A 12,432-nucleotide genomic window follows, 5' to 3' on the forward strand; every position below is an offset into this window, starting at 1 on the left:
AGAAACTTTGTTCCGGGAGGAGGAATGGAGCTTCATCTCAGAGGCAAGGTCGTGCTGGTCACCGGCGCGACGCAAGGCATTGGCCGCGCCATCGCCGAGACGCTGGCGCGTGCCGGCGCCGGCGGGCTGCTGATCACCGGACGCGATGCCAAACGCGGCGACGCAGTGGCGGCGGAACTGTCAGCCATCGGCACGCCGACCATCTTCGTCGCCGCCGACCTTGGAGACCCGCAAACCCCTGCCCTTCTGGCGCAAGCCTGCATCGAGCGCTTCGGCCGTATCGACGGCCTCGTCAACGCCGCCGGGCTGACCGACCGCGCCTCCTTCCTCGACGCCAGCCTCGACGACTGGGCCTCGCTGTTCGCCGTCAACGCCCGCGCACCATTCTTCCTGATGCAGGCTGTCATCGCCGACATGCGGAAGCGTGGACAACCCGGCGCCATCGTCAACATCCTGTCGATCAACGCCCATTGCGGCTCGCCGGAGCTTGCCGTCTACTCCGCCACCAAGGGCGCGCTGGCGACGCTGACCAAGAACGCCGCCAATGCCCACCGCTTCGACCTCATCCGCGTCAACGGCATCAATGTCGGCTGGACCGACACGCCGGCTGAACGCGTCATGCAGTCTGAGACGCTGGGCCACGGCCCGGGCTGGCTCGACGCCGCCAACGCCGCGCAGCCTTTCGGCAGGCTGCTCAAGCCGGACGACATCGCCAACCTTGCCGTCTTCCTGCTTTCCGACGCGGCCGGCCCGATGACCGGCGCCGTGATCGACCAGGAGCAGTCGGTGATCGGGGCAAACCGGTGAACGCCGCTTCGGCATCGCCGGAAACACTCGGGCCGGACCTGCTGGACCGGCTTCCAGCCGCTGTTCAGACACCTGGATATGACCGGAAAACCCTCGCGCCCGGCATGGCGCATCTCGGCGTCGGCGCCTTCCACCGCAGCCATCAGGCCGAATACACCGATGACCTGCTGGCGCGCCAGTTCGACCGCTGGGGCGTTGTCGGCATCAACATCCGCCCACCCACCCTTGCCGACACGCTCGGCCGGCAAGGCGGCCTCTATACAAGGCTGATCCGCGAGAACAGCCACATCGAGGCGCGTATCGTCGGCAGCATCGTCCGCGTGGTGGACAGCCAGGACAGCGCCGCCCCGGCGCTCGGCGTGCTCTCCTCATCCGACATCGAACTGGTGACGATGACGGTGACCGAAAAAGGCTATTGCCACATCCCGTCGAGCGGCGCGCTCGATCTCGGCCATCCCGACATCGTCCACGACCTCGCCAACCCTCATACACCGCGTAGCTTGCCCGGTATTCTCGCGCGGGCGCTGGAGCTGCGCCGGGCCACGCATGGCCGGTCGATGACGCTGCTCTCCTGCGACAACATCCCGACCAATGGCACCATCCTGGAAACTGTGGTACGGAGCTTTGCCGAACGCCGCGGCGGCAATGGCCTTGCCGACTGGATCGCTGCCAACGCCGCCTTCCCCTCCGCCATGGTCGACCGCATCGCACCGGCGGTGACGCAGAATGACCTCGACAGCGTTGAGCAATGGTTCGGCTACCGCGATGGCGCCGTTGCCGTCTGCGAGCCGTTCCGGCAATGGGTGATCGAGCAGAAATTTGCCGGCCGCATGCCGCGCTGGGATCTCGTCGGGGCGACCTTCGTCGACGATGTCACGCCGTTCGAGCATCTCAAGATGCGGGTGCTGAACGGCGCCCAGACGACACTTGCCACGCTCGGCGTGCTGGCCGGCCTCGAACACACTTTCGATGCCATCGCCGACCCGCTGCTGTCGGCCTTCATCAGGCACATGCTGGTCGAAGAAACGCTGCCGACGCTGATGCCGGTGCCCGGTGTCCTGCCTCTCGCCTATGTCGAGCAAAGCCTCGGCCGCTTGAAGAACACGGCGATCCGCCACCGCAATCACCAGATCGCCACCGACGGTTCGCAAAAGATCGTCCAGCGCCTGCTGAACCCGATTCGCGAGCGTCTAAGCCAGGGCGCTAGTATCGGCCTGCTGTCGGTGCCGGTCGCCGGCTGGATGGCCTATCTCATCCAGGCATCGGCAAGGTTCGGCAAACGCTGGCCAGTGTCCGATCCCTATGCCGGCAAGGTCGCCGAGATCGCCGACGCCACAGGCCGCGATGCGCCGGCGCTGGTTTCGGCCATCCTCGCGATCGATACGATTTTCGATCCCGGCCTCGCTGCGAACGAGACGTTTCACGCGGCCGTCATATCGGCGCTGAACGAACTGCTTTCGGACGATCCGATGGTGGCTGTCCGGCACAGTCTTGAACAAGATGAGATCGCAAGGTTGAAACGATCCAAACAATCGGCATTATGAACATCGGCCGTGAAGACACGGCCAGGGGAGGCGCTATGAAACTTGGACTGCTCACCGCACCCTTCGCGGAGACGCCGCTTGCCGATGTCGCCGCCTGGGCGGGCTCGGCCGGCTTCGAGACGCTCGAGATCGCCTGCTGGCCGAAGACCTCTGGCGCGACCCGCCGCTATGCCGGCACCAGTCATATCGACGCCGACGGCACTTCGGCCTCGCAGGCGAAAGAAATCGTTGCCTCGCTGGTGGAAAAGAACCTCACCGTTTCCGGCCTCGGCTACTATCCCAACCCGCTGCACCCTGATGCCGCGCACCGCGAGGCGGTCATCGGCCATTTGAAGAAAGTGATCATGCTGGCCGCCAATATGGGCGTGCCCGTGGTCAACACCTTCTGCGGCGGCGATGCCTCCAAAACCGTCGACGTTAACTGGCAGGACGCATTGAAAGTCTGGCCCGAAATCGTCGCTTTTGCGCGCGGACACGGGGTGAAACTCGCCTTCGAGAACTGCCCGATGATCTTTAGCTATGACGAGTGGCCGGGCGGGCATAACATCGCCTATTCGCCGCTGGTCTGGCGCCGCATCCTGGAAACCTGGGGCGGCGATGTCGGCATGAATTTCGACCCCTCGCACCTGGTCTGGCAGATGATCGACCAGGCCCGTTTCATTAGGGAGTTCGGCCCCTACATGCTGCACGTCCACGCCAAGGATTTGATGATTGATCATGATGGTTTGTACGAGCGCGGAATCCTCTCGGCCGGGATAGGCTGGCAGGTGCCGCGCATGCCGGGGCTGGGCGATGTCGACTGGAGCGGCTTCTTTTCCGGCCTCTACCGCGCCGGCTATGACGGGTCGGTCATCATCGAACACGAGGACAGGCGGTTTGAAGGCAGTGACGAGCAGGTGAAGCGCGGTTTCCTGCTCGCCCGCGACGTTCTGCGTCCGTTCGTCAAGTGAGGAAAGGAGCATGTCGCCCAAAAGTGCCCAGCGGTTTTGGGGCAACGACATGCCCAGGGAAAGCATGTCGGCAACGACGTGCGGAGGACAACGAGTTGAGGCGCGTGAATCTCTTTCTGAGCGACACGTTTCAACGACTTGGAACTGAAACTGAAAAACAATGTGGAGGAAGTCTGAAATGAAGAAAATCCTGACCATGGTCCCGCTGCTTGCGGGCGCTGCGTTGCTCGCCTCGGTGGGCGTCTCGGCCGCCGCCGGCAAATACACGATCGGCATTTCCAACACCGTGCAAGGCAATGGCTGGCGCGAGGAGATGGTGTGCGCCATGAAGGCGCAGGCGCTTGCCTCCGGCGAGGTGGCAAAGCTCAACATCGCCCACCGCAACACCGATGCCGCCGGCCAGTTGGAAGACATCCGCAACCTGATCAGCGCCAAGGTTGACGCCATCGTCGTCAACCCCGCCGATCCGGCCGGCATCAAGGCGGGCCTGGAGGAAGCCACAAAGGCCGGCATCGTCGTCGTCGCCGTCGACCAGGCGGTCACCGAACCGTCGGCCTACATCATCTCCAACAACCAGGAGGAATATGCCTATCTCGGCGCCAAATGGCTATTCCAGCAGATGGGCGGCAAGGGCGAGGTGTTTTACATGCGCGGCGCCGCCGGCGCTTCCGCCGACTCTGACCGCGACAAAGGCTTCAAGAAGGCGCTGGCCGAATTCCCCGACGTGAAGGTGGCGCAGGAAGTCTTCACCGGCTGGCAGCAGGACCAGGCCAAGCAGCAGATCCTCTCCTTCCTGTCGACGGGAACGCCGATCAACGGCATCTGGACGTCGGGCATCGACAACGTCATCGTCGACGCGCTGGTGGAATCGCAGGCGCCGCTGGTGCCGATCGTCGGTGCCGACAATGCCGGCTTCGTCGGCCAGCTGAGCTCGGTCAAGGGCCTCGTCGGAGCCGCCGTCACCAACCCCGGCTCGATCGGCGGTGCGGGTGTGACGCTGGCGCTGCAGATCCTCGACGGCAAGAAGCCGGCCCAGCAGACCGTGCTGGTGCAGCCGCAGCTCTGGGAAAACGCCACCGAGGAAGGCAAGGCCAAGCTGAAGGCCGCCGCCGACCCGTCGCTCAGCCCGGAATGGCCGGTCTCGATCTCGATCCCGGACTGGACGACGTACACGAAGGACCAGATCGTGGCGTGCAAGGGGCCGGGCGAGTAAGGGCTGGGCGCGCTTCTTCCTTCTCCCCTTGTGGGAGAAGGTGGCCTCGCGAAGCGAGGTCGGATGAGGGGTGCTCCAGGGAATGCCGACGTCTCACTCCGCTGGAACACCCCTCATCCGTCTCGGCGCTGCGCGCCGATCCACCTTCCCCCACAAGGGGGGAAGGGAAAGTCGCCGCTTCGTCCGACTTGCCGCACCACCGCAGAGATCGAGAACCACAAATTTTGACAACAAACCCGTTGCCGCAAAGCCCCCTCCTCGACGCGTCAGGCGTCGCCAAAAACTACGGCGCGGTTGCAGCGCTCCGCAACGCGTCGCTCTCCGTCCTGCCGGGCGAAGTGCACGCGCTGATGGGCGCCAACGGCGCGGGAAAATCGACGCTGGTGAAGATCCTGACCGGCGCTATATCAGCCAATGCCGGGCGTATTCTGATCCGTGGCGAGGCGCGCGACATCCGCTCGCCCGCCGCCGCCCGCCGCGCCGGCCTGCTGCCCGTCTACCAGGAGCCGTCGCTGATCCCCGATCTCGACGTTCTGTCCAATCTGCGGCTGACCGGCACGCCGGTCGAGCCATTCCGCGCCTGGGTGCGCGAACTCGGCATTGCCGACCTCGACCTTCGTGACACCGCGCGCGACATTCCGCTGGCTGTGCTGCGTGTGCTGGACCTGGCGCGCGCTCTGGCCGTCGAGCCCGACGTGCTGCTGCTCGACGAGATGACGGCCGCGCTCCCCGCCAACCTCGCTGAAAAGGTGCTGGAAGTGGTGCGCCGCCAGGGCGATGCCGGCCGCGCCGTGATCTTCATCTCGCACCGTTTCGTCGAAATATCGGCGCTCTGCGACCGCGCCACCGTGCTGCGCGACGGCGAGACCGTCGGCGTCGTCGACATTGTGCCCGGCGTCGAGGAAAAGATCGTCGAGCTGATGCTCGGCACCCGCATCGTCAAGACCCACGTCGCCGCCCGCAGCGCCGCCGAGAAGGCAGCGCCCGCCCCTGCCCGGCCGCGGCTTGCCGTGCACAATCTGCGCGTCGGCGCCAAGCTCAATGACGTCTCCTTCGATCTAAGGGATGGCGAAGTCGCCGGCGTCGTAGCGCTGGAAGGCCAGGGCCAGGATGAATTGTTCGCCGCGCTTGCCGGTTCGATCCGGCCCTCGGGCGGCACGATCGAGGTCGACGGCAGCCCAGTGAAATTTTCACACCCGATCGACGCCATCCGCGCGGGGATCGCCTATGTGCCGGGCGACCGTTCCGAGGCGCTCGCCATGCAGCGCTCGGTCCGTGAAAACATCGCGCTGCCCTTCAGCGCCGCCTTGCGCAATTGGGGGCCGATCAACATGCGCAAGGAGCGCGCCACCGTGCTCAGCGCCATCGAGCGGCTGCAGATCGACACCCGCGCCCAGGGCGAAGTGCAGCGCCTGTCCGGCGGCAACCAGCAGAAGGTGACGATTGCCCGCTGGATCGCGGCGGACGCCCGCACCATCCTGTGCTTCGACCCGACGCGCGGCATCGATGTCGGCACCAAGCAGGAGATCTACAAGCTGCTGCGCGAGCTCGCCGGCCACGGCAAGTCGGTGCTGTTCTACACCTCGGAACTGGAAGAGGTGCAGCGCGTCTGCGACCGCGTTATCGTCATCTTCGGCGGCCGATTGGTCGACATTTTTCCGGTCGAGGAGGCCGACGAGCCGGCGCTGATGCGCGCCGCCTACGGCTTGCCGCGCGGCGCCAAGGCCGATATCGGCATTCTGGCGGCCCCCACCGCCTCCGATGCGCCCTCTTCCGACGCCTTGGGGACGAAGCCATGAGCTATTTCCTGCGCCGCCAGGGCTGGGTCATCGGCCTGCTCGCCCTGCTCATCGTGCTGTTCATCGCCACCAGGATCATCCAGCCCGGCTATGGCAGCGGCGATTTCGGCTCGCTGGCGCGCGCCGTTCTGCCCTACGCCTTTGCCGTTGCCGCGCAGACGGTAGTCGTCATCGCCGGCGGCATCGACCTGTCGGTCGCCGCCATGATGGCGCTGACCAGCGTCACCGCCGCCTCGATGATGGCGGGTGCTTCCGAAGAATACGCGCTGTTCGTGGTGCCCTTCGTGCTCGCCATGGGTCTTGTCCTCGGCGCGCTCAATGGCCTGTTGATCGTCGTCACCCGCGTGCCTGACATTGTCGTCACGCTCGCCATGCTGTTCGTGCTGCAGGGTGCCGCCCTTCTGGTGCTCGACGCGCCGGGCGGCGCCGCTGCCGAATGGCTGAAGGCGCTGATCTCGAGCACCGTGCCGATCCCCGGCCTGCCCGACGCCATCGACGCCTGGCTGCCCAAGGCGCTGCTGGTGCTGATCGTCTGCCTCTGCGTCATCTGGATCCCGCTCCGGCGCTCGCGCCTTGGCCTCTCCATCTACGCCATCGGCTCGAGCGAACTGGCGGCGTTCCGCTCAGGCGTGCCGGTCAAGCGCACCCGCATCATCGCCTATGCGCTGTCGGGCCTGTTCGCCGCCTTTGGCGGGCTGGCGCTGACCATGAGCACCGGCATCGGCGCACCCATCCCCGGCCCCTATCTCTTGGCCAGCGTCGCCGCCGTCGTGCTGGGCGGCGTCGCGCTCGGCGGCGGCAAGGGCGGCCTGCTCGGCCCCATCGTCGCCGTCTTCGTGCTGCGCCTGGTGCGCACCGACCTGACCCTGCTCGCCATCGACCCCAACGTCACCGCCATCATCGAAGGCGCCATCATGGTGGCCGTGGTGATGTTCGGCGCGTTTATCACGATGCGGGGGCGGCAATGAGCGAAAGTAGCGCTCTACGGCGCCCCCCTCTGTCCTGCCGGACATCTCCCCCACAAGGGGGAGATTGGCGGCTTTGGCGCCCCACTCTTTTCAGCAACGTTGGAGATTGGCGAAAGCCGCGACAACAGCCAATCTCCCCACAAGTGGGGGAGATGGCCGGCAGGCCAGAGGGGGGCGCCGTAGAGCACAATCCTCTCAGAACATCGGGCAAACCCCATGAGCACGTCAGCGATCACCCCCGTCCCCATCGGCCGCCGCGTAAAACGCTTCATGGCCGACCGGCCGCTCGTCCCGCTGGTCATCCTGCTGGTCATCCTGGTGGTGATCCTGCAGATCCTGCGCCCCGGCATCGTCAACGAGCGCTGGATCGCCAACACGATAAAGTTCGCCATTCCGCTGGCCATCCTCGCCGGCTGCCAGACCATGACCATGCTGACCGGCGGCATCGACCTCTCGGTCGGCACGGTGGCGACGATGAGCGCCTTCATCATGGCGACGCAAATCGTCAACCAGGACCCTTCTATCGCCTTCCTGCTGGCGATGATGCCGGCGGTGCTGATCGGCCTCGTCAACGGCATCGGCGTTGGCGTCTTCCGCGTCCACCCGCTGATCATGACGCTGGGCACCAGCCTGATCGGCACCGGCTGCCTGCAGGTCTACCAGCGCACGGTGATCGCGTCGGGCGCGAAAATCCCCGACTTCCTCGCCTGGCTCGGCACCGGGGTCACCTGGGGCTTCCCCAACGCCTTGCTGCTGTTCGTGCCGCTGGCAGCCCTCATCGTCTTCACGCTGGCCCGCACCGGCTTCGGCCGCCTGCTCTACGCCGTCGGCGACAATGAGCGCGCCACCCGCCTCTCCGGCGTGCAATACTGGCAGGTCATCACAGCACTCTACGTCACATCGAGCCTGCTCGCCGGCATCACCGGCCTGCTCTATATCGGCCTGATCAAGGCCCCGTCCCTGTCGCTCGCCGAACCCCTCGTCCTGCCCTCGGTCGCCGCCGCCGTCATCGGCGGCACCTCCATCTTCGGCGGCCGCGGCGGCTACACCGGCACCATCATCGGCGCCCTCATCCTCACAGTGCTGACGACACTGCTGACGATTTTGCAGATGCCGGAGGGGGCAAGGCGCATCCTATTCGGGCTGATCGTGCTGTTTGTGACGGCGGCTTATTTGCGCATTGTGGAGGAAAGATAGACGGGTGAGCTGGCTGGCCGCAGTGGGACCGACAGCAGAATGGCCGCTTTGCGGAAGCTGACGCGATAGAGCATGACCCCGGTCTTCGGTCGCAATTTAGAACGGCGCTAAAACGGGAAAGGGCATATGGGATTTGAGCCCGCAGTCCTGAGGCCAAGAGTGCTTGGAACAGAATAGAGCCTGCCCGGACCAAACCTTGGTTTGGTCGAACGCAAGCCCGGAGCGAAAATGCGGACAAGGGACCGCTGCTCATCCTGCATCAGGATGACGGCGAATACTTCCAGGTTTCGTTCGTGGCAGAGTTTGACGCATGACGCGTAGTCGAGTGTCGATTCATCCGTGCAAGCAGGGCCGCTATTCCCACCCTGCAAATATGGACACAGCCCAAGATCCGTCTCTTGATGCCAGCGATAAAGTTGCCGTGCCCCGGGCGTAAAGCGGGTCGTTCCCTGTTGCTGCGCCTGCTGCGAGAGCAGAGCGAGGTTCGCTTCGCATTGAGCAAGCTCGCCGACCGCCCTTATGGCAGCCTCCGACCACGATGCGCCTGCCGCAAACCCCATCGCCGGACACCGGCCGGAACTGTCGCTGGAGATTGCGGCAACTATTGGCACCGCCAAATCCAACGTAAGTCGCAGAAGCCTCAATTCGCGGCCTCGGTGCCGAAGCCAGTCCTCGTACGAAGATACGGTGTCGCTTGCCATCGACTTCGGATCGATCCGAGGCAGAACAAGTCGATTGTACCACCAGATAGAGGTCGCATCTCGCTCTATCAGCTCGAGAAGTGCGCGCGTCGCAGCGTCCTCAAGGTTGATGCCCAGCGCAAGGCCGTTCGAGTCGGCAGCCGGCAAAGATGATTCCTCGCCGCCGGGATCATATCCGAGGAAACACAGCCCCGCGGGCACCCAGGCCTGCTCCGTCCCGAGCTTGTCGTCACTCAGGATCCAGTCTTCAGGCGCGGATCTATCCCAGCGGGCCGGAACCATGTTGCGAAGTGCGGGCTGTCGGTTCCCTGCCTCTCGCTGATCATATTGCTCTTCGCTGAAAAGAAGGATGCCGGGCGGCTCGACGACCCGCCCATGAATCGCGTTGGCACACGACCGGAAAATTCGCCCCTCGGGAATGATCTGGGCGAAGTAGGTCTCGTCCGCCTCATAAAGGCAGCCTTGCAGCGCCTGCTCGACTGTCGTGCCCCAACCAGACACGAAATAAGTGCTCTCATCGCCATCTCGGGCGGCGCGAACGCGGCCGGCCGCCACGGTCAGAGGACAGCCGAGCAATGGGTCCGAGATCACCACCGGGCCATAAAGAAGACTTGACCCCACGCAGACCTCGAATGTGCGGATCTTTCGCATTGCAAGCGCTTCTGGACGGATTTCGCTCTGTCATACGCCCGAAGCTCTTCGTGCAGCAGTTTACACGCTGCCATGCGCGATAGCATCATGCAAATGTGCTAAAGTAGGTTCGGACGTCCGACCCGAGGTATGGATTGACCGCAAAGCATGGATTGACCGCAAACAACGGCACCCTGAAGCGGCGCCTGACTGCGATCGTGGTCGCCGACGTGGTCGGCTATTCGCAACAAATGGCGGAAGACGAGGAAGGCACGTTTACCCGCGTCCGAGCGCTGATGCACGACGAGGTCCCAAGCTACGTTCATCGGCATGACGGCCGCGTTGTAAAGAACACCGGCGACGGTATCGTAGCGGAGTTCCTCAGCGCGGTCGAAGCGGTACGGTGTAGCGTGGCTATTCAGGCCTATCTCGCCAGCCCCGAGCGTTCGTCGCCCGGTCTGTTGCTTCGAATGGGCATTAATTTCGGCGATATTATCGTCGACGGCGACGGAGACGTTTTCGGCGACGGTGTAAACGTGGCTGCACGCCTTGAACAGATCGCAGCCCCCGGAGGCATTTGCCTTTCGGCAAAAGTGCATGAGGAGGTCCGCGCAGGGCTGCAATTGCCCTTCGAATATTGCGGCGAGTTTCAGCTCAAGAACATTCCCCGACCCGTAGCAGTCTACTCGCTTGGTCACAGACCCGACGGCCACGCTCCGAGCATCGGCGCCGGGACTTCGGGCTCGAACACGCCATCGATCCTGGTCCGCCCATTTGTCAGCACCGGCGGCGTCGAACCCTATTTCAGCGAAGGGTTCACCGAAGACGTCATCACCGAGCTGACGCGGTTCACGCAGCTCTCCGTCGCGTCATATCATACCTCGTTGCGGCTCAAGGATGTGGAACTGCCGAAGCTGGTCTCGGATATGGGGCTCGATTTCGAGCTTGCGGGGCGGATCCGCAGGATGGGGAAGCGTATCCGCCTGTCGTGCGAACTGGTTGACGCCACGTCCGGCGGTGACGTTTGGGCCGAGCATTATGACAGCGACGATCAGGACATATTCGATGTGCAGGACGAACTGGTCCGCAAGATCGTGGGCACAGTTATCGGGCGCCTCAAGGCAGCGGGTGCGGAGAAGGCGCGGCGCAAGCCGCCGGCCAACCTGGCGGCCTATGAGTGCGTGCTGCGCGGCAATGCCCTGCCGCTCGGCGACCTCGCGTCCGAAGCAGAAGCCAGGCAATGGTATCAGCGCGCCATCGACCTCGATCCGACCTATGGGCGCGCTCACGCCAAGCTGGCTCACTTCAAGCAATTGGAATGGTTTCGCGACATGGGATCTTCCGACGCCCTGCTCGACGAGGCGCATAAAATTGCCAAGAAGGCGGTGGCGCTGTCCCCCAACGATCCGGTTTGCCTCAACATTCTCGGCTGGGTGCTGCTGCACTTGCGAGACTTCGACGTCGCCGCGCAGCTCTATGCACGGGCCCTCTACCTCAATCCTAACGATCCCGAGCAGGTTTCTTATCTCGGAACCCTCCACACATTCGGCGGCGAGCCGGATCGCGCCATGCAATGGTTCGAGCGGGCGCAGGTGCTCGATCCACTCTACGAACCATCCTGGTATTGGCCGTTTCGCGGCATCGTCCATTTCATTGCGGGCCGGCCCGAACCGGCATTGGTCGCTTTGAGCCGTTCGTCGACAATGCCGACATGGGTTACGGCCTACATGGCCGCTTCGAGCTCGGCGCTTGGCCGGGACAGCGACGCAAAGTTGTATGCGGCTCGCGTGTTGGCGGGTACGCCCAGCTTTTCCAGCAGTCGATTCGTGGCCAAAGAGCCCTATCGCCTGGAGGAGGATCGGGCCACGCTATTCAAGGGGCTGCTCGCCGCAGGGCTGCCGAACTGATATTGAAGTTTGCTATCGGCAACCGAAAAGGACCGCAGACGCAAGCTCCTCATGATAGTGCCGACCCTGCGCGTTCTTGTGGTACGCCCCCAGGTAATCCAGCAGGTCCTCTCGCGTGACGACGCCTTCCGGCAGGGCTGGCAGGACCACAGTCAGCTCCGTTGGCGCATCGCACACCACTTTCACTTTCGCGTCGACGATCTGCTCCAGCACAATAGTTAGTTCATTGCGAAGAGTAGCGTCATTCAGGTCTTTTACTTTTGAAACCACACCGTTCTTTAAATCTTTGCCTTTGTAGTTGATATTGGCGCCGGAAAGATCAACAACGTCAAAGATCTTTCCTGCAGTGTCTATGATCTGTCCTACCTTCACACTTCGAAGGCCGTCAGTCTTGTCATTAGTACGCAGAGCTATGACGTCATTGAACGCGAATGCGTTCGGTATGTCGACGGTTATACGCAAATTTGTGGTCGAAACTACTGCCGATATGGTTGCCGTGAACGCGGGCGGCAAAGCCTTCAGCCAAGCCCCCACGAGCGCCGCGCCAATCTCCTGAGCCTGTCTGCCTTGCTTGAGTTTCACCTTGGGCACAAGCGTTGCTCCTCGCCCTTTGAGGCGTGCGAGAACAACCTAGGCCGCTTTTTCTTCGGCTGCAAGAAGAGCCCTCGAGCGGTTCGCCTCCAATGCTTTGCCGTGGACAGACAGAGGTATTGGGA

10 protein-coding genes are annotated in these 12,432 nt (G+C 63.7%); 8 read left to right on the forward strand and 2 right to left on the reverse strand.

Going from position 1 to position 12,432, the window contains the following annotated elements; all coding sequences use genetic code 11:
• The first annotated feature begins 24 nt into the window (after positions 1-24).
• The 7 genes from HB778_RS02960 (at position 25) to HB778_RS02990 (ending at position 8,478) form a co-directional block, all read left to right on the forward strand.
• On the forward strand, positions 25-807 hold the full coding sequence (locus HB778_RS02960; protein WP_183461352.1) for an SDR family oxidoreductase: 783 nt from the start codon (positions 25-27) through the stop codon (positions 805-807).
• On the forward strand, positions 804-2,351 hold the full coding sequence (locus HB778_RS02965) for a mannitol dehydrogenase family protein (protein ID WP_183461354.1): 1,548 nt from the start codon (positions 804-806) through the stop codon (positions 2,349-2,351). Before HB778_RS02960 ends, HB778_RS02965 begins: the two co-directional genes overlap by 4 nt.
• Positions 2,352-2,386: 35 nt before the next feature.
• A complete protein-coding gene (locus HB778_RS02970) occupies positions 2,387-3,301 on the forward strand; it encodes a sugar phosphate isomerase/epimerase family protein (RefSeq protein WP_183461356.1) in 915 nt (304 codons plus the stop codon).
• Between the two features lie 178 nt (positions 3,302-3,479).
• Positions 3,480-4,514, forward strand: coding sequence for an ABC transporter substrate-binding protein (locus tag HB778_RS02975; protein WP_183461358.1), 1,035 nt, complete (start codon positions 3,480-3,482; stop codon positions 4,512-4,514).
• Positions 4,515-4,753: 239 nt separating this feature from the next.
• Entirely contained in the window at positions 4,754-6,313 is a 1,560-nt protein-coding gene (locus HB778_RS02980) for a sugar ABC transporter ATP-binding protein (RefSeq protein WP_183464976.1), read from the forward strand.
• Positions 6,310-7,281, forward strand: coding sequence for an ABC transporter permease (locus tag HB778_RS02985; protein WP_183461360.1), 972 nt, complete (start codon positions 6,310-6,312; stop codon positions 7,279-7,281). The genes HB778_RS02980 and HB778_RS02985 overlap by 4 nt, the downstream gene beginning before the upstream one ends.
• A 216-nt stretch (positions 7,282-7,497) precedes the next feature.
• On the forward strand, positions 7,498-8,478 hold the full coding sequence (locus HB778_RS02990) for an ABC transporter permease (protein WP_183461361.1): 981 nt from the start codon (positions 7,498-7,500) through the stop codon (positions 8,476-8,478).
• A 107-nt stretch (positions 8,479-8,585) separates the two neighbouring features.
• Here the strand turns inward: HB778_RS02990 and HB778_RS02995 are convergent, their stop codons facing one another.
• Positions 8,586-9,830, reverse strand: coding sequence for a YcaO-like family protein (locus HB778_RS02995; RefSeq protein ID WP_183461362.1), 1,245 nt, complete (start codon positions 9,828-9,830; stop codon positions 8,586-8,588).
• Between the two features lie 134 nt (positions 9,831-9,964).
• Between HB778_RS02995 and HB778_RS03000 the strand changes: the two genes are divergently transcribed.
• Positions 9,965-11,716 (forward strand): adenylate/guanylate cyclase domain-containing protein, encoded by a 1,752-nt coding sequence (locus HB778_RS03000; RefSeq protein WP_183461363.1) that lies wholly within the window; start codon positions 9,965-9,967, stop codon positions 11,714-11,716.
• A 12-nt stretch (positions 11,717-11,728) separates the two neighbouring features.
• Here HB778_RS03000 and HB778_RS03005 read toward each other — a convergent pair whose 3' ends face one another.
• Positions 11,729-12,307: a hypothetical protein gene (locus HB778_RS03005; RefSeq protein WP_183461364.1), complete on the reverse strand. Its 579-nt coding sequence runs from the start codon at positions 12,305-12,307 to the stop codon at positions 11,729-11,731.
• Positions 12,308-12,432 lie beyond the last annotated feature (125 nt).

The organism is Mesorhizobium huakuii (genome assembly GCF_014189455.1).
In the GTDB taxonomy this organism is placed as follows: Bacteria; Pseudomonadota; Alphaproteobacteria; order Rhizobiales; family Rhizobiaceae; genus Mesorhizobium; species Mesorhizobium huakuii_A.

Bases quoted from the DNA above. Each gene is read 5' to 3' on its own strand.
- HB778_RS02960 (WP_183461352.1), top strand. From the start codon at position 25: ATGGAGCTTCATCTCAGAGGCAAGGTCGTGCTGGTCACCGGCGCGACG.
- HB778_RS02970 (WP_183461356.1), top strand. From the start codon at position 2,387: ATGAAACTTGGACTGCTCACCGCACCCTTCGCGGAGACGCCGCTTGCC.
- HB778_RS02975 (WP_183461358.1), top strand. From the start codon at position 3,480: ATGAAGAAAATCCTGACCATGGTCCCGCTGCTTGCGGGCGCTGCGTTG.
- HB778_RS02985 (WP_183461360.1), top strand. From the start codon at position 6,310: ATGAGCTATTTCCTGCGCCGCCAGGGCTGGGTCATCGGCCTGCTCGCC.
- HB778_RS02990 (WP_183461361.1), top strand. From the start codon at position 7,498: ATGAGCACGTCAGCGATCACCCCCGTCCCCATCGGCCGCCGCGTAAAA.
- HB778_RS02995 (WP_183461362.1), bottom strand. From the start codon at position 9,830: ATGCGAAAGATCCGCACATTCGAGGTCTGCGTGGGGTCAAGTCTTCTT.